Source organism: Maribacter orientalis (assembly GCF_900109345.1).
In the GTDB taxonomy this organism is placed as follows: domain Bacteria; phylum Bacteroidota; class Bacteroidia; order Flavobacteriales; family Flavobacteriaceae; genus Maribacter; species Maribacter orientalis.
On record NZ_FNZN01000001.1, the window covers coordinates 606602 to 624325 of the forward strand.

A 17724-nucleotide genomic window follows, 5' to 3' on the forward strand; every position below is an offset into this window, starting at 1 on the left:
TTTTAGAGTTTTTTAATCCAAAATGTTCTTATTACTTTTTAATATGTCCTCAATCAGTTTGGCTTGACCCTCGAAATTCCCAGGATTGTTGTAAAGAGTATTTAGCTCCGCAGCACTGATTTTATTTTGAAGGGACATGATACTATTATGATTCTTCTCAGAAAAATAAACCTCTTGTTTGTAAAATATTTGCTTTGAAATATTAATTCGGAGCGTACCGTCGTAGATAAATTTAACTACTAGATTATTTTTCCAATAGTCGTTATAAACTTCCCTAACATGAGAATATTCAGGCATTTTTTCAAACCTGAATTCATCTACCAAAAAATGAAAAACCTTTTCTAAATCCTCTTCAATAACTGCCATAGGTTATTTCTAATAGCTATTTGTACACTAAAAATAGTGCTAAAGACGCTATGTTTTACAAATTGTAAATCGAAGCACTTTAATCCTTCCAATTTTGAAGTCTGTCGAGATATAAATAGCTTTCAACAAATTTCCTATGTTCGGTATTGGTCATTTTTTCTAATAAATTCAATGCCGAAAATGTTGCTTGCTAAATTTCCGTTCGAAGAGCTGAATTTACCATCTTCCACAAAAGTCACTAAACTATCGTTTTGTACTTTTAAATTTGGATAATCTTTTTGTAATTGCGTTCCACCTCCAATCCACGTAACAATTTTATATTCATCTGCGATACCAGATTTTCCTATTAATTGAGCTCTGGCGCAATTACTTACGGTATATATGGTTTCCTCATTCTTTATAAAATCAACAATCCTTTCATTATGAACTTGTGCATACATATCGTAAGCACTGGGTGCAAATAAGGCGTTTAATTTTGGGCAATTATCAAAAGTGTAATCCTGAACAAAATGCATTCCTTCCTCTGTGGAGGTGGCATTTTTAGTTTCAGCTATCGACACTACATTGAAAAGTTGTTTCCCCTGTTCTGAAGGTTTTGAAAATACATCAGATGTTGCGATAACTTCGCTTTGTAACACTCCGTTATCCATTAAAAGGCCAATCGTAGGTAAGTCTGAATTAAAAGGCTTTTTGTACTTTGTTAATGTGTCAGATACAATTTCATTTTGATTAACTATAATCGTTTCATTTGTTGTATTTTTTTGTCGGTATTGTAACTAATTGTACTACTTATAAAATCAGTCATGTATATAGGCTGTTCTTCATATGTTTTATTTATTTTTCAGACTTTTCCATTTCGTAGGAAACTAGACCATCTCACCGATAATTTTGTCTGATTTGATTAATTCGGTAATCGAATTTTTTAAAAGAATTACATCATTGGTTAGGGGTTGGTCCTGATAGATATCGAGATGAATTACATTGGTTAGTATATAACGTTGGCGATTTCGAAGGTCGATAAGTATTATGCCAACCAAAATCTTTTATTTTACTGATGTTTCGCTTATTTTTCATATGCAGTGTTGGCTACTGGCATTTCTTTCACATTGTACTGAATGTCTGTTATTTTTAATTTTAACCAAGTCCATGTACCAGTCTCCAATTCCCAACTTGCTTCACATTCAACAGGTATTTTTATTCCATTCCGTTCTTCTAATTTTGTTACAAACACAGTCCATTCAGTAGGTTTGATTGCATTTGAATCTAGGTAACGCATTGCCACGAATTTTTCAAAATTTCCGTCTTTATCAAAATGAAATACGCCTGAACCTTTAGTTCCTTTATATTCCATTGTTGCTATGGCAGAATAGTCGTCTATGGTTTTCCACGTTATGTATTTACTCAAAGATGCTGAAGGAAACCAAACTATTTCCGCCAAATATCGTTGTAAAGTGGCTTGGTTTGTCTTTTCGTCGTTTTTTGAATTTACAATAGGAAAAAGAGAGAGAAGTTTAATTATCATTTCTCCTTTACCATCTTCAAATTTGTCTCTTCCTACTATACTCAATATTGAGCCCATTTCAATATTAATATTCCAATTGAACGTTGGCGGTTGAATAGTAAAATATTGTTCTGCTGTACCATTATTCCAACTTGTTTGTTCAGGTTTCATTTTGAGCTGTATTTCTTGGATCAAATACACATTAGAAATCAATTGTTTACCGATTATTCCACTATTAGTCAACCATTTTTGAACAATTGGTGGTAAGTCAAGCAATTCTTTTTCGGTTACAATTTTTTGGTTTTTGAGCTGTGAATTTTCAAATAGAGTTATTCTTTCTCGTTTGATTTTATCCTTAAAGTTGAAACTTGAATATCCAATAATTGTCGCTAATAGAATAATTACGTTTGCTATTGTACCAAATTTTGCGTCAGACCAATAGTTAAAAATCAGCATCTGCGAAATTATCACAGCTAAAAAACCGTTTAACCACCAATAATCGGAATGAACAAGAATAAAAATGATTGTAATAGCAAAAAGTAGAAATGTGAAGAACCAAAGTATTCCGTAAATTTTTGAAATCGGTTGTGAAATAGCATTAAATTCAGAAATATCAAATGCTTTGAAAAATCCGAATAAATGGATAATCCCGTGTATTCCTATCAATATGGTTAAAGCTATTCGCATTGTTTTTCTGATTGTGGCTAAAGCTTATTTTTTTGGCCTAAAGTTTCTTTTCGGTAAGGGAGGGTTTTGTTTTTATCTTTTTCATTTTAAAACCCAAATCCCATCCCGATAATTATCGGGGTGGGGCACTTAGTTAACAAACCCAGACCATTAAATTTAGCTCTTTTTACCCTAATTGCTATGGGTATTGTTAGCTGTAGTTTTTTATTTTTCTTTGATATTGCTATTATAAATTTCAATAATCAGATTGGCCAACAATTCTGGGTTTTGATAACATATGCCGTGACTGTATTTTAGTAACAAGATAATTCTACTGTTTTCATCGTCCTTTATCAAATCCGAGAAATGCTTTATTCTAAAATTATCATATTCTTTCCACCAAGGCTTAAAATGGAAAATGATATACAAAATGAAGTGTAAAGTTATTGAGCGTAGACTTAAAGTAATTTTTTAAAACACACGCTATTTTCTACATACTCATAAGGTGGGTAGTTCGATATAATCGTATATCTATTCTTTTTATACAGGGCAATAGCTTCAGGTTGCCGTAATCCGGTTTCTAACACACTAGAGGAATAACTTAATTCCTTGGCCCATACCTCAAGTTCATTTAAAATTTTAGAGGCAATACTTTTCCCACGATGGCCTGGTAGTACAAACATCCGTTTTACTTCAATGGTAGTTTCATCAAAAGCTTTAAAAGCGCCACATGCCACAGGTATGTCATCTAAGTAATATACCACACAATGTTTGAGCTGTATAATGCCATTAAATTGAGCGTAAAACGCATTATCCTCCCCATCACGTTGCGCTAAATTCTCATCTAGCAAAACGACCAAAGCTTTAAAATCTTTATCAGTACTTGTAGTTCTTTTTAGTAGCTCCATACACTAGTCTAAAAGTTAGACTTTTATTGTATAACCATGAGAGGAGTTGCCTGTATTATCGAAGTAAAAATCGATTCTGCCTAAATTCACACCATAACAACCTACTTGGTTTACCAAAACTTCGCGGCCGGTCGAATTGGTAACCACTGTTGGTTTTTCTAAAAATGTATGTGTGTGACCACCAATAATTAAATCGGTATACTTGGTTTTTTTGGCTAGTTTTAAATCGTCCGGTTTTTCAGCAAAATCATATTCGTATCCTAAATGTGAGAGGCAAATAACCAAATCACATTTTTCTACTTCTTTTAGCTTGGTTTCCATATCGGTGGCCATTTCGAAAGGGTCAAGATATTGGGTTTCTTTATAGAGTTTTTTTGTAACCAATCCGTGTAGTTGAATACCTAAACCATAAACGCCGATTTTTACTCCATCTTTGTAATAAATCTTATACGGTTGTGTAAAGCCATTTAAATCAGTATTGGTAAAATCGTAATTAGCGCTTAAGAAATTAAATTTAGCATAAGGCATTTGGGCTAGGAGTCCGTCCAAACCATTGTCAAAATCATGATTGCCAAGTGTAGTTGCATCATAATTGAGCATACTCATAAGCTTAAATTCTAGTTCACCACCATAAAAATTGAAATACGGCGTACCTTGAAAAATATCACCGGCATCAAAAAGTAGGGTATGGGGATTCTCTTTTCGAATACTATCTACCAAACCAGCTCTTCTGGCCAAACCGCCTAAACCAGGAAAATCGGCATGATCATTTGGGAAGGCATCTATATGGCTATGAACATCATTGGTATGTAAAATAGTGATATGTTTCTTAGCCTGTGCCGCACACGAATTAAGACTTAATCCGCCAAGGGTCAATAAACTTGAAGATGCTGCGGTATTTCGTATAAATTTTCTTCTTTCCATATTATTGCAGTTGATAATATCTTAGGTCTACTTTAGGTGATAGGGTATCTACTTTAGAAAAGAAATCTATCATTGCATTTCGAATCTTATAATCGGTCTCGGTTTTAGAAACAGCCTCTTTAAAAAAGTCCATATTATCGCCACCGGTTACCAAGTAATCTGAGGTAGCTACAAAATAGGTTTTATTCATATCTATCGGCTTGCCGCCAATAGTAAAAGTGTTTACGGTATTGTCTTTGTTCAAGATTAATTGTATACCAGATACTGGGTGTGCTCGCTTTGCTTTTATAAGATATTCAACCATTTTTAAAAGAGATTCAGCTTTTAATTCTACTACAACCACAGAATTTTCAAAGGGCATAACCTCGTATGCGGTTCTTGCTGTAACGTCTCCTGTAGATATGATAGCACGTATACCACCATGGTTTAGTAAAACAAAGTCAATTGTATTGCCCGTTCGCTTTTCGAATATAGGATTCGTTTCACTCATGACAATATCGGCCATAAGATTGCCCGCCGTTGTATTCAATTTACCATCTATTTTTGAAATAGTATATGGGGCATAGGCTATAGTACTATCAAGAACTTGTTCTACACGATCATGATAAGGGGTAATAAAAACTTTAATACTATCGACAAGAGTATAATTGCTATCGATAGCTATTTGTTTGCCAGTTAATTCGGTTAGGTGTTTTGCTTCTTTCTTACAGGAGCCTAAAATCAATAATGTTGTAAATATAACAAAATGTTTTATTTTTAAAATACCAAAGTGTTTTAACTTCGCCATAGAGTTGCAGGGATATTATTTACATTTGTGTAAATGTAAAAATACATGTTTTTAAAAGGAATTAAGGACAAGTTTAAACGAAAATCTGGCCGTACGCTATTAAAACAATTGGTGGTAACTCCACCACCTGTAACGCGTGAGAGTAAGGGTATACGTTCATTAGGTTGTATTGTAGATTTGGATAAATTCGATAAATCAGAGCTGTTTTTTCAGTTTCAAGAAGAGTTTTCGTTGCAACCAAATGCGGTAAAAATTATAGGATATAAGCGTTTTTATGATAAGAATTCGCCCTATTCAACACCTGTATTTTCTGATAAAGATTTAGGGTGGAACGGTGAAATACAAAATAGTTATGCTCTTGAGTTTTTAGGTAGGGAATACGACCTATTAGTAAATTATTATGACGAGGATAGTCTTTTGTTGAATTTAATGTCAGCAAAGACAAAAGCGCGTTTAAAAGTAGGTTTTAAAGAAGTTGGGCCTACTTATAACGATTTAATATTAGATACGCCGTTAAAGGACTTTCAGTTGTTTAAAAAAGAATTGAAAAAGTACTTGGGTATTTTTAAAGAGATTTAATTATGAAAGAATTACAGGGTGCAGGAGTTGCGTTAATTACGCCTTTTAAAGAAGATGGTTCGGTAGATGTTCTTGCCCTTAAAAAGGTGGTGGCCTACAATATCGAAGGTGGTATCGATTATTTAGTAGTGCTAGGTACAACTGCGGAATCTGTAACGCTTACAAAAGCCGAAAAGCTATTGGTCATGCGTACTGTTGAGGAAGCCAATGCAGGTATTCTACCTCTGGTCATTGGCGTAGGCGGTAATAATACTACGGGTCTTGTAGAGGAATTGCAAACCTTAGATTTATCTGCATATACTGCAATTTTATCGGTTTCTCCATATTATAACAGACCTACACAAGAAGGAATTTTTCAGCATTTTAAAGCACTTTCAGAAGTATCTCCATTACCTATTATTGTATATAACGTGCCAGGCCGAACAGGAAGTAATATGCTGCCAGAAACTGTAGTACGTTTGGCAAAGAACTTCGAGAATATTGTTGCGGTTAAGGAAGCTTGTGGAGATATGTCACAAGTTTTAGAACTAATCTCTAAAAGACCAGAGGGCTTTTTAGTACTTTCAGGTGACGATATAACGGCTTTACCTACCATAGTTGCTGGTGGTGACGGCGTAATTTCTGTTATCGGTCAAGGTTTACCCGTAGAATTCTCTAAAATGGTTCATGACGGTTTAAATGGAAATACCGATGAGGCCTATAAGTATCATTATAAGATGCAAGAAGGTATGAAGCTTATTTTCGAGGAAGGTAACCCAGCTGGTATCAAAGTAATTTTTGAATACCTAGGTATAGCCAAGCCTTTTGTTCGACTACCATTAATAGCAGCAACCGATTCATTGAAACATAGAATTGTTTCATTTATGGAATCGGTGATTCGTATACCTGCATAAATTTCGTTAAAACTTCCCCAAAAGGTAGTTTTGTGCCGCATAAAGCCTGTATTTTTATTGGTTTAAAATGTTTTTTAAATCCATTGATAATCACTAATTTTGCAAAATGTTTTTTAAAATGAGGCGAATATTCCCGATTCTATTGATTGCCATTGCTTTACAATCGTGTAGCGAGTACCAAAAGGCGCTTAAGAACGATGATGTAAAGGTTAAATATGATTTGGCTGAAAAATACTATGAAGAAGGAGATTTCAAAAGGGCCAATCGTTTGTATGAGCAGATAGCGCCAAAATATGTTGGTAAGCCACAAGGTGAGCGTGTAATGTTCTTTTTATCCAATAGTTATTTTAAGCGTGGCGATTTTAATATGGCCGGCTATCAATTTGAACGTTTCATTAAATCGTATCCTAAAAGTGATAAGGTTATTGAAGCATCATTCTTAGGTGCTAAAAGCTATTATGAGTTGTCGCCTGAATATTCCTTAGATCAAACTGAAACAGATAAGGCTTTATTGAAGTTGCAAAACTTCATTAATACATATTCTGAATCTGAATATTTTGCAGAAGCAAATGCAATGGCACAAGAGCTAACTGTTAAGAAAGAAGAGAAAGCTTTTCAAATATTGAAACAATATAATAAGTTAGGTGAGTTTAACTATGATATGCTCAAATCTGCCGTAGCAGCAAGTGATAACTTTGTTTCAGATAATCCTGGTTCTATATTTAGGGAAGACGCAATGTTCGTTAAATTGGAAGCTTTGACGCATATGGCAATGAACAGTTTTGAGAATTTAAAAGAAGAGCGTTTAAAATCTGCAAAAGCTGCCTACACTTCACTTAAGAAACAATTTCCAGAATCAAAATTCGATAAAGAAGCTAATAGTCTTCTCGAGAAAATAAATAAAGAATTACAACGTTTGCAACCACAGACCGTTGAATCAAAATAAATAATTTAATTATGAATATGAACGATTTAAAAAACTCAAAAGCAGCGGTATCTACTGTTACTATTAACCGTAACGAGTTCGATAAGCCAACTGAAAATATTTACGAGGCTATTTCAATTACTGCAAAACGTGCTGTTCAGATTAATTCTGAAATTAAAAAAGAACTTTTGGAGAAATTAGAAGAATTTGCTACTTATAGTGATAGTTTAGAGGAGGTTTTCGAAAATAAAGAGCAGATTGAAGTTTCTAAATTTTATGAAAAACTACCTAAGCCTCATGCTATGGCAGTAGAGGAGTGGTTGATGGATAAAATCTATCATAGAAATACTGAAAAAGACGCTTAAGAAACATGTTAAACGGCAAAAACATCCTTTTAGGAATTACCGGAGGAATTGCTGCTTATAAAACAACATTCTTAGTTCGTTTATTTATAAAAGCTGGCGCTAACGTTAAGGTCATACTTACCGATAGCGCCAGCTCTTTTGTATCCCCTCTTACATTATCCACTTTGGCTAAAAACCCTGTGGTTATGGATTTTATTAAATCCGAAGCAAATACCATAGATTGGAACAATCATGTAGAATTAGGGATTTGGGCAGACCTAATGATAATTGCGCCGGCAACCGCAAATACCATGGCTAAAATGGCTTCTGGTAGTTGCGATAATATATTATTGGCAACCTATTTATCGGCTAAATGTCCGGTATTTGTAGCCCCCGCTATGGATTTAGATATGTATAAGCACCCGAGTACAAAAAACTCAATGGATGCGCTCATATCATATGGTAATATGATTATACCTGCAACCAGTGGTGAGCTCGCGAGTGGCCTACATGGTGAAGGTAGAATGGCGGAACCAGAAGCTATCGTAGATTTTATTAAAAATCGACTTTCTCAAGGTTTGCCTTTGTCAGGAAAAAAAGTATTGATTACTGCAGGGCCTACCTATGAAGCTATAGATCCTGTGCGTTTTATAGGAAATCACTCTTCAGGTTTAATGGGTTTTGAGCTTGCTAAAACAGCAGCTAATTTAGGAGCCGAAGTTTATTTGGTAACGGGTCCGACACATTTGTCGATAACACATGATAATATTCATGTGATAAAAGTTGTTTCTGCAGAAGACATGCATCACAGTGCACTGATGTATTACGACAATTCAGATATCGTAATTTGTGCCGCAGCAGTAGCTGATTATAGACCTAAATCGGTAGCTGAACAGAAAATCAAAAAGTCTGACCAGAACTTCACAATAGAATTGGTCAAGAATAAAGATATTCTAAAAACGTTCGGTGATCACAAAAAAAATCAATACTTGGTTGGTTTTGCCTTAGAGACCGAAAATGAAGTAGAGAATGCATTGGGTAAGCTTAAGCATAAGAATTTAGATGCTATAGTATTGAATTCAATGCGAGATAAAGGTGCTGGCTTTGGCGGTGCTACCAATAAAATTTCATTTATAGATACCAATTCTAGCATAACTACGTTTGAACTAAAGACCAAGGCAGACGTTGCTGTGGACATCTTTAATGAAATTATTAAAAGACGTTATGCGTAAGATTCTTTTTCTACTAATGTTATGTTTAGTAAGTTTCACTGTTAAGGCACAGGAGTTAACCTGTACAGTTACGGTTAATTCTGATCAGTTATCGCAAGGTGACCTTCAGGTGTTTAAGACATTAGAGCGTTCGCTGAATGATTTTGTGAACAAGTCAAAATGGACTAATAGGGTTTACAAAGAGAATGAGCGTATAAATGCACAGATGTTCATTACGATTACCGAGTACGAATCGAACAGATTTAAAGGCACTGTTCAAATACAATCTTCAAGACCAGTATACAACACATCATATTCCACTCCTGTTTTTAATTACAAAGACAATCAGTTTAGTTTTCAATACATAGAATTTCAACCATTAATATTCAACGAAAATCAATTCGAATCTAATTTGGTAAGTGTACTATCATACTACGCATATATTATATTAGGTCTTGATGCTGATACCTTTTCTTTAGAAGGCGGTACTGATTTTTATAGAAAGGCACAGAATATTGTGACCATGGCGCAAGGAAGTAATTTTGCTGGATGGAGCCAATCTGCAGACTCTAATAGAAGTAGGTTCGAATTGGTAGATAACCTGTTATCAAACACGTATAGGGAATATCGTATTGCAATGTATAATTACCATAGAAAGGGGTTAGACATCATGTCTGATAATAATAGTACGGGAAAACAAGTAATTGCTGGGACGATGAATCTTTTTCAGACAATGATCAATAGAAGGCCTAATGCGTTTTTGATTTCTACGTTTTTTGATGCAAAATCTGAAGAGATACAAAATATTTTTTCTGACGGGCCAAAGGTAGATATTGTTAAGTTGAAGGAGACCTTGAATAAAATTGCTCCATTATACGCTACTACTTGGAACGATATTAAATATTGAACCTTTTTTAAAAACGGAATATAGATTACCTTTGTTAATCTAAAATTCTGAAACGTGCTTTCAACCCTTTCCATTACTAATTATGCATTAATTGATAGTCTTGAAGTAGACTTCGATAAAGGTTTTACCGTAATTACGGGTGAGACAGGTGCAGGTAAATCTATATTACTTGGTGGTTTGTCTCTTGTGCTTGGTAAACGTGCAGATTTATCTTCTTTACGCGTAAAGGATGAGAAATGTATTATTGAGGGAATTTTTAAAATTGATACTTACGGACTTCAGAATTTCTTTGAAGAGAACGATTTAGATTATGATGTTAATACGGTAATTAGGAGAGAGATTTTGCCTAGCGGTAAATCACGAGCTTTTATAAATGATACTCCGGTAACTTTAGATGTGCTTACTAAACTTGGTGAAAATTTAATCGATATTCACTCTCAGCATCAGACCATGCAGCTTACTGAAAATGACTTTCAATTGAAATTGGTCGATGCATTGGCAAACAATCAAAAACGATTAGCGGAATATAGAAAAGATTTAAAAACGTACCGGAAAGCAGAAAAAGAGCTTCAAAGTTTAATAGATGTGCAGAGTACTGCCAATAAAGAGCAAGATTATAACTCATTTTTATTGGAGGAGCTTGAAAAGGCACCGTTAAAAGTTGGGGTAATTGAAGAGTTGGAAGAGGAGTACGAGCAATTAAACAATGTTGAGTTGATCATGGAGCAATTGTCAAAAGGAGACCAATTGTTTAATGACGAGCAAATTGGAGTTTTGTCTTTGACAACAGAAATGAGACAATCCTTATCGAAATTGGTCGATTTTGGGTCGAACTATAAAGAGTTGTATCAACGTGTACAATCAGTATTTATAGAATTAGATGATATAAGCTCAGAATTACAACGGTTGCAAGAAGGTGTTGAAGCTGACCCTAAAATGCTTGAAGAGGTGAATGGGAAATTGCAGCTTCTTTATAACTTGTTGAAAAAGCATAATGTAAGTGAGATTTCAGAGTTGATTACAATAAAAAATGACCTTGCTGACAAAGTATTTGAGACGGCTCATTTAGATGAAAAAATTTCATTGAAGACCCGAGAGTTGCTGGATATGGAATCTGTATTAGAGGGGCAATCTGTTGTATTGCGTAAAAAACGTAATGCTATAATACCAAAACTGAAATCGCAGTTAGAAGCAGATTTAGCGTTATTGGGAATGCCAAGTGCATCTTTTGAAATTGTTTTAAATGCAATCGATACCTTCACTACAACAGGAATGGATGAACTTTCATTTCTGTTTACAGCTAACAGAGGTGGTAGTTATGGAGAATTAAAAAAAGTAGCGTCCGGTGGTGAGTTGTCAAGAATAATGCTGGTAATTAAGGCGATACTTGCTAAGTATGAAAAATTGCCAACTATTATGTTCGATGAAATAGACACGGGTGTGTCGGGTGAAATATCTAACAGAATGGCTGATATCATGAAAGATATGAGTGCTGATTTACAAGTGTTTTCAATAACTCATTTACCGCAAGTTGCCTCAAAAGGTAGTAATCATTTTAAAGTGTTTAAAACGGAAGGTGCTGAACGTACGATGACCAACATGAAAAAATTAACGACTGACGAAAGGGTAGTCGAATTAGCACATATGTTAGGTGGTAAAGACCTATCAGACTCGGCATTGGCTCATGCAAGGCAATTATTGAGTCCGTCATTAAAAGTTTGATTTAGACACACTTATCCTGACAGTTGTAATTTTATGTATTAATGTCATTTCGAATGCCCAAGACTTTATGTAGCTGAATAGGGTATTTACTGAGCACTTCAATTCGGTTTTAACATATTTTAGATATCTTTGAATTATAACTTTAACTATAGAATCAACTATCATGGGATATAACTTATTAAAAGGAAAAAGGGGAATTATTTTTGGAGCATTAGATGAAAATTCTATTGCATGGAAAACGGCACAAACTGTACACGATGAAGGCGGTACTTTTGTTTTGACGAACGCCCCAATTGCAATGAGAATGGGTCAGATTGATGAATTGGCTAAAAAAACAGGTTCTCAGATTATTCCAGCAGATGCTACAAGTGTTGAAGATTTAGACAATTTAGTAGCTAAGGCCGTTGAGATTTTAGGAGGTAAGATTGACTTTGTATTGCATTCTATCGGTATGTCTGTAAATGTTCGAAAAGGGCGTGCTTACACCGACGAAAAATATGATTTCACTGCAAAGGGATGGGATGTTTCAGCCCTTTCTTTTCATAAAGTAATGCAATCATTATATAAGGCCGATGCCATGAACGAGTGGGGTAGTATTGTTGCGTTGACCTATATGGCGGCACAACGAACGTTCCCAGATTATAATGATATGGCCGATAACAAGGCATATTTAGAATCTATTGCACGTAGTTTTGGATATTTCTTCGGAAAAGAGAAAAAAGTTAGAGTAAATACGATTTCACAATCTCCTACAGCAACTACAGCTGGTCAAGGTGTTAAAGGTTTTGGTGGTTTTATTAGTTATGCAGAAAAAATGTCTCCACTAGGTAATGCAACGGCCCAAGATTGTGCAGAATATACGGTGACATTGTTCTCAGATTACACTAAAAAGGTAACCATGCAGAATTTGTTTCATGATGGTGGTTTCTCTAACACAGGGGTTAGTCAAGAAGTTATAGAGAAATTTTAATCAGGTTTACAATTATCCAATTTTTTGGAGCCTATTCATAAAAGGAGAGTTATAATGGACTTATCGTTTTCTTTTATTATTCCCGTATACAATAGACCCAACGAAATTAAGGAGTTGTTGAACAGTCTACGGTTACAAACCTATGGCAAAACTTTTGAGGTGGTCATTGTAGAAGATGGTTCTACTATTTCTTCAGAGGATGTTATAGGTGAATATCTAGATTCAGTTTCCATATCCTATTACAAAAAACCGAATTCAGGCCCTGGAGATTCACGTAATTATGGTATGGCTAGGGCTAAGGGTAATTATTTTATCGTACTAGACTCTGATTGTATTCTTCCTCCTGAATATTTAAAAGAAGTAGAGGAGAGTTTAAAAGAAGATTTTGTACACTGCTATGGTGGTCCAGACGCTGCACACGAATCTTTTACAGTCGTACAAAAAGCGATTAATTATTCCATGACTTCATTTTTGACGACTGGTGGAATTCGTGGTGGTAAAAAAGCGGTAAATAAATTTCAACCCAGAAGTTTTAACATGGGTATTTCTAAAGAAGCCTTTGAGAATGTTGGCGGGTATGGAAATATGCACCCAGGAGAAGACCCAGACCTCACCATACGCATCTGGAACAAAGGTTATAGAACCAAGTTGATTTCAACAGCCTTTGTGTTTCATAAAAGACGTATAGATTGGAATAAGTTTTACATACAAGTGAATAAGTTTGGTATGGTAAGACCCATTTTAAATTTATGGCATCCTGAAACTAAAAAAATAACCTATTGGTTTCCTACGGTATTCTGTATAGGTCTATTGATTTCAATCTTATTGGCCATAATTGGTCTTAAAATTCCATTGTATTTCTATGCAACCTATATTTTAATTTTATTCATCGATGCCCTGAGTAAAACTAGAAGTTTAAAGGTTGCCTTTCTGTCATTAATGGCAACTGTGATACAATTTTTTGGATATGGATATGGATTTTTAAAATCAACCCTGTATATTAATTTAAGTAATAAAAAACCAGAGGAGATTTTTCCTAAATTATTTTTTAGAGTAAATTGATGGTAAGACTAATAGAATGGATAAGAACAGGATTAAAAAAAAGAAAGGTGAAAGTCTTTCTTATATTTCTATTGTGTGCTTCGCTCGCTTGGTTAATTAATAAGCTTTCGCAAACTTATACGAGTAATACTACTTTTAACGTAACTTATATAAATATACCTTCAGAATTTTTATTGGCGAATACTCCTAAGAATGAACTTCAGGTAAGATTGAAAGCAGTAGGGTTTCAATTTTTAGGATATCATTTAAAGCCAAAAGAGATTCAATTAGATGTGAGTAAAGTAATGCACAAAGATGATAGTTACTACTTGACGTCGGATCAGATTAGAATACAGTTAGAAGCCCAACTTAATAATTACAGCATGTTAACTGATTTTGATAGTGATATTATCTATTTTGATTTTACATCCTTGGAAACTAAAAAAGTTCCTGTAAAGGCAATGTTAGAATTGACCTATGCTGCCAATCATATTTTAGAGGGAAAAATAGTAGTGCAGCCAGATTCTATTCAAATATCAGGTCCTAAAAGTCAGATTGACACTATTAGCGTTATTGAAACAGAACTACTTAAAATTGATGATTTAGATAATTCATTTTCGAAAGATGTTGCTTTAAAGTTGCCTAAGCAACTGAATGGTACTACATATTCTAATGATTTTGTTCGTATTACAGGTAATGTGGTTAAATTCTCAGAGCTCGTTATTCAAGTGCCGGTAACGGTAATTAATTTACCGCCAGATGTAAAAGTGCGAACCTTTCCTGAAATTGTAGAAGTACGTTGCCAAGGTACATTAGAACACTTAAAAGAACTAGAAGTTATTGATTTTGAAGTTGTTGCAGATTATACAAACGTCTCTTCAGAAACAGGTAATCGTTTATCGGTAAGATTAATAAAATACCCTAAGACTTTGAACAATGCAATGATAGATACCAATGAGATTGAATTTATTTTAAGAAGGGAATGATTGTAGTAGGACTAACCGGAGGTATAGGAAGTGGTAAGTCTACCATAGCAGCCATGTTTCGTGAGCTTGGCGTGCCCGTTTATAATTCAGATGAAAGGGCTAAGCATTTAATGAATACCTCTAAAAAAATTCGGAAACAGCTTATTGAACTTTTTGGTAAAAAAGCTTATTTAGAAGGTAATTTAAATAGAACGTATATCGCAAAAAAGGTTTTTAATGATACTGATTTGTTAGAGCAACTTAATCAAATAGTGCATCCTGTGGTTCGAAAAGATTTTCTTAAATGGACAAAAAAGCAAAATGCCTCATACGTAATTCAAGAAACGGCACTGCTATTTGAAAATAATGCTCAAGAATTATATGATTCGGTAATTCTAATTACCGCACCAAAAGAATTAAGAATTGAGAGAGTTTTATCGCGTGACGAATCTACAAAGGAGCAGATTATCGCTAGAATGAATAATCAATTGGATGATCAAACTAAGTTAGAATTAGCCGATTTTGTAATAGAAAATATTGACCTAAAGACTACGGCATTAAAAGTTCTTGAAGTACATGAAGCTATTCTTAATGATTGTTAGTTTCTTAGCAATTTTAACATTTTTGTTAAGGTTAGGTTAAACGTACTATTGTCTACCTGTTAAATCTTTAATTTTATCGACCAATGAACAAAAAGTTATTTGTGCTCTTAGTAGTTTTAATGAGCCTTTCACTTATTGGTCTGATTTTCGTTCAAAGCTTCTGGATTAAAAAATCTATTGATAGCAGTGAAGAGCAATTCTCTAGTAGTGTTTCTGAAGCATTGAACAGTGTCACCAATAAAATTTCTGAAAGAGAAACTAAAAATTACTTCGATAGATATTTAGAAGCTAAGGATAGTATAGGTGAACTTAAAGGAGCACAACTAACAAATTTTTTCTTCATTGATAGGGATGTCAATTCTAATGAAATTTTGCTGTATGAACACGGTATTTTGGAAGAGGATTATGGTATTTCGTCCACGTTCTTTGATAGTTCAGATGGTGCAGATACCACCACTATAAAAAATTATACTAGTAAACGAACAACCTCTATTTTTAAAGAGGATTTCGATTTAGAAGGAAATGCCTTTCGTTTAAATCCAATTCAACGTATTGAAAAAATTGGTGGACTAAACAAAATGGAAAAGGCTGCCATGGATGAAATGTTTATGGTTGCTGCGAAACGCGTACCAATTCATAAAAGAGTTTCTAAGCAGGAAATTGAATTGTTATTGCAACGTGAATTAGAAAACAGAGGTATAGACATTGCATTTGAATACGGTGTTTACAGTAATGGATTGCCGACTAAAATTAAATCGAACAAGTTTAAGTATGCTGAAGCCAATATTTATAAATCACCCATGTTTGTTGACTTTGAAGGGGTATCAAATTTCGATTTGTTAATATCGTTTCCGAAGAAAAAGCGTTTCTTGGTTCAGTCCATTTTAGGTTTGGCTTTACTTTCTTTATTGTTCACAATAATCATTGTAGTAGCTTATTCTGGGGCAATTTATCAATTGATACGTCAAAAACAGATATCTGAAATAAAAACAGATTTCATTAACAACATGACTCATGAATTTAAAACACCGATAGCGACAATAAACTTAGCGGTTGAGGCTATTAAAAACCCTAAAATTATAGGGGATCAAGAAAAGGTGTTGCGATACTTGCAAATGATTCGGGATGAAAACAAAAGAATGCACGCTCAAGTAGAAAATGTATTACGTATATCGAAGCTAGAGAAGAATCAACTTGATATAAGTAAGGATAGGGTCGATATTCACGACATAATAGAGGATGCAATTACGCATGTTGAGCTTATAGTCGATGATAGAGGGGGTTATATACATACACATCTAGATGCGGAACGATCAGAAGTATTAGCTAACGAAATGCATTTTACCAATGTAATAGTAAACATGCTCGATAACGCAATTAAGTATTCTGAAGAGGCACCAAAAATTGATGTTTTTACAGAAAGAGCGAAGAATTATATCATTATTAAGATTCAAGATCAAGGTACTGGTATGAGCAAAGGTGTTCTCAAAAAAGTTTTTGAAAAATTCTATAGAGAACACACAGGAGATATACATAACGTTAAGGGACATGGTTTAGGACTTTCCTACGTTAAAAAAATAGTTGAAGACCACCAAGGTGAAGTTTATGCCGAAAGTGAAAAAGGAAAAGGAAGTACATTTTACATCAAACTGCCGTTAATATAAATATTATGGAAACAATAAATAAGAAGATACTTTTAGTTGAGGACGACCCAAATTTTGGAATCGTATTAAAAGATTATTTGTCAATGAATGACTTCGATGTCACATTGGCTAAAAATGGGATGGAAGGTTTTGAAAAGTTCAAAAAAGATAATTTTGATATCTGTATTTTAGATGTCATGATGCCTTATAAGGATGGTTTTACCTTAGCAAAAGAGATTCGCGAAAAGAACGAGAATGTTCCTATTGTTTTTCTAACGGCAAAGACGATGAAGGAAGATGTTCTAAAAGGATATAAAGCTGGTGCAGATGATTATCTGAATAAGCCTTTTGATTCTGAGGTGTTATTAATGAAATTGAAAGCTATTCTTCAAAGAAAAGCTTCTAATGGTTTAGCTGACAGCAAAAAATTTGAATTCACAATTGGTGGGTTTCACTTGAATTCTAAATTAAGGTTCCTTAAATACAAGGATAACGAAGCTATCAAGTTATCACCTAAAGAGAATGAATTGTTACGATTATTGGCATTACATGAAAATGATTTGATGCCACGTGAACTTGCATTGACCAAGATTTGGAGAGATGATAATTACTTTACTTCACGTAGTATGGATGTATATATCGCCAAATTACGTAAGTATTTAAAAGTTGATGATACGGTTGAAATATTAAATATTCATGGGGAAGGTTTCCGTTTGGTTGTTAAGACGGAAGGAGAGTAAATTCCAATAAAATTTATATTAAAAAAAGCA

At 34.1% G+C, this 17724-nt stretch carries 19 protein-coding genes; 13 read left to right on the plus strand and 6 right to left on the minus strand.

Annotated features, from left to right (window positions below; translation table 11 throughout):
* Positions 1–12 precede the first annotated feature (12 nt).
* The 6 genes from BMY56_RS02640 to BMY56_RS02665 all read right to left on the minus strand — a co-directional run bounded on the left by BMY56_RS02640 (position 13) and on the right by BMY56_RS02665 (position 5152).
* Positions 13–366 (minus strand): hypothetical protein, encoded by a 354-nt coding sequence (locus BMY56_RS02640; protein ID WP_091619466.1) that lies wholly within the window; start codon positions 364–366, stop codon positions 13–15.
* Between the two features lie 134 nt (positions 367–500).
* Positions 501–1016, minus strand: coding sequence for a type 1 glutamine amidotransferase family protein (locus tag BMY56_RS02645; RefSeq protein ID WP_245737120.1), 516 nt, complete (start codon positions 1014–1016; stop codon positions 501–503).
* A 413-nt stretch (positions 1017–1429) separates the two neighbouring features.
* A complete protein-coding gene (locus BMY56_RS02650; protein ID WP_091619469.1) occupies positions 1430–2554 on the minus strand; it encodes a DUF6920 family protein in 1125 nt (374 codons plus the stop codon).
* Positions 2555–2991: 437 nt separating this feature from the next.
* On the minus strand, positions 2992–3441 hold the full coding sequence (locus tag BMY56_RS02655; RefSeq protein ID WP_091619472.1) for a GNAT family N-acetyltransferase: 450 nt from the start codon (positions 3439–3441) through the stop codon (positions 2992–2994).
* A gap of 15 nt (positions 3442–3456) precedes the next feature.
* On the minus strand, positions 3457–4365 hold the full coding sequence (locus BMY56_RS02660) for a bifunctional metallophosphatase/5'-nucleotidase (RefSeq protein WP_091619475.1): 909 nt from the start codon (positions 4363–4365) through the stop codon (positions 3457–3459).
* Position 4366: 1 nt separating this feature from the next.
* A complete protein-coding gene (locus BMY56_RS02665) occupies positions 4367–5152 on the minus strand; it encodes a 5'-nucleotidase C-terminal domain-containing protein (RefSeq protein ID WP_091619477.1) in 786 nt (261 codons plus the stop codon).
* A 45-nt stretch (positions 5153–5197) separates the two neighbouring features.
* Here BMY56_RS02665 and BMY56_RS02670 point away from each other — a divergent pair, with 45 nt between their 5' ends.
* The 13 genes from BMY56_RS02670 (at position 5198) to BMY56_RS02730 (ending at position 17694) form a co-directional block, all read left to right on the plus strand.
* Positions 5198–5731 (plus strand): DUF6913 domain-containing protein, encoded by a 534-nt coding sequence (locus BMY56_RS02670; protein ID WP_091619480.1) that lies wholly within the window; start codon positions 5198–5200, stop codon positions 5729–5731.
* Between the two features lie 2 nt (positions 5732–5733).
* Positions 5734–6624 (plus strand): 4-hydroxy-tetrahydrodipicolinate synthase, encoded by an 891-nt coding sequence (gene dapA / locus BMY56_RS02675; RefSeq protein ID WP_091619482.1) that lies wholly within the window; start codon positions 5734–5736, stop codon positions 6622–6624.
* Between the two features lie 118 nt (positions 6625–6742).
* A complete protein-coding gene (locus BMY56_RS02680) occupies positions 6743–7570 on the plus strand; it encodes an outer membrane protein assembly factor BamD (protein WP_245737121.1) in 828 nt (275 codons plus the stop codon).
* Between the two features lie 11 nt (positions 7571–7581).
* Positions 7582–7914: a DNA-directed RNA polymerase subunit omega gene (locus BMY56_RS02685; RefSeq protein WP_171017225.1), complete on the plus strand. Its 333-nt coding sequence runs from the start codon at positions 7582–7584 to the stop codon at positions 7912–7914.
* Positions 7915–7919: 5 nt separating this feature from the next.
* The gene (coaBC, locus tag BMY56_RS02690; protein ID WP_091619487.1) at positions 7920–9125 is read left to right on the plus strand and encodes a bifunctional phosphopantothenoylcysteine decarboxylase/phosphopantothenate--cysteine ligase CoaBC; all 1206 of its coding nucleotides are present in this window, start codon (positions 7920–7922) and stop codon (positions 9123–9125) included.
* Complete coding sequence (gene porD, locus BMY56_RS02695) at positions 9118–10011, plus strand: type IX secretion system protein PorD (RefSeq protein WP_091620058.1); 894 nt, start codon at positions 9118–9120, stop codon at positions 10009–10011. Before coaBC ends, porD begins: the two co-directional genes overlap by 8 nt.
* 54 nt (positions 10012–10065) lie before the next feature.
* Positions 10066–11733, plus strand: a complete 1668-nt coding sequence (gene recN / locus BMY56_RS02700) for a DNA repair protein RecN (protein WP_091619489.1) — start codon at positions 10066–10068, stop codon at positions 11731–11733.
* A 163-nt stretch (positions 11734–11896) separates the two neighbouring features.
* Entirely contained in the window at positions 11897–12703 is an 807-nt protein-coding gene (locus tag BMY56_RS02705; RefSeq protein WP_091619492.1) for an enoyl-ACP reductase FabI, read from the plus strand.
* A 54-nt stretch (positions 12704–12757) separates the two neighbouring features.
* Positions 12758–13765: a glycosyltransferase family 2 protein gene (locus BMY56_RS02710; RefSeq protein ID WP_091619497.1), complete on the plus strand. Its 1008-nt coding sequence runs from the start codon at positions 12758–12760 to the stop codon at positions 13763–13765.
* Positions 13765–14730, plus strand: coding sequence for a CdaR family protein (locus BMY56_RS02715; RefSeq protein WP_091619501.1), 966 nt, complete (start codon positions 13765–13767; stop codon positions 14728–14730). Before BMY56_RS02710 ends, BMY56_RS02715 begins: the two co-directional genes overlap by 1 nt.
* Entirely contained in the window at positions 14727–15311 is a 585-nt protein-coding gene (gene coaE / locus BMY56_RS02720) for a dephospho-CoA kinase (RefSeq protein WP_091619504.1), read from the plus strand. The genes BMY56_RS02715 and coaE overlap by 4 nt, the downstream gene beginning before the upstream one ends.
* A gap of 83 nt (positions 15312–15394) precedes the next feature.
* On the plus strand, positions 15395–16975 hold the full coding sequence (locus BMY56_RS02725) for a sensor histidine kinase (RefSeq protein WP_091619507.1): 1581 nt from the start codon (positions 15395–15397) through the stop codon (positions 16973–16975).
* A 5-nt stretch (positions 16976–16980) separates the two neighbouring features.
* Entirely contained in the window at positions 16981–17694 is a 714-nt protein-coding gene (locus tag BMY56_RS02730; protein ID WP_091619509.1) for a response regulator transcription factor, read from the plus strand.
* Positions 17695–17724 lie beyond the last annotated feature (30 nt).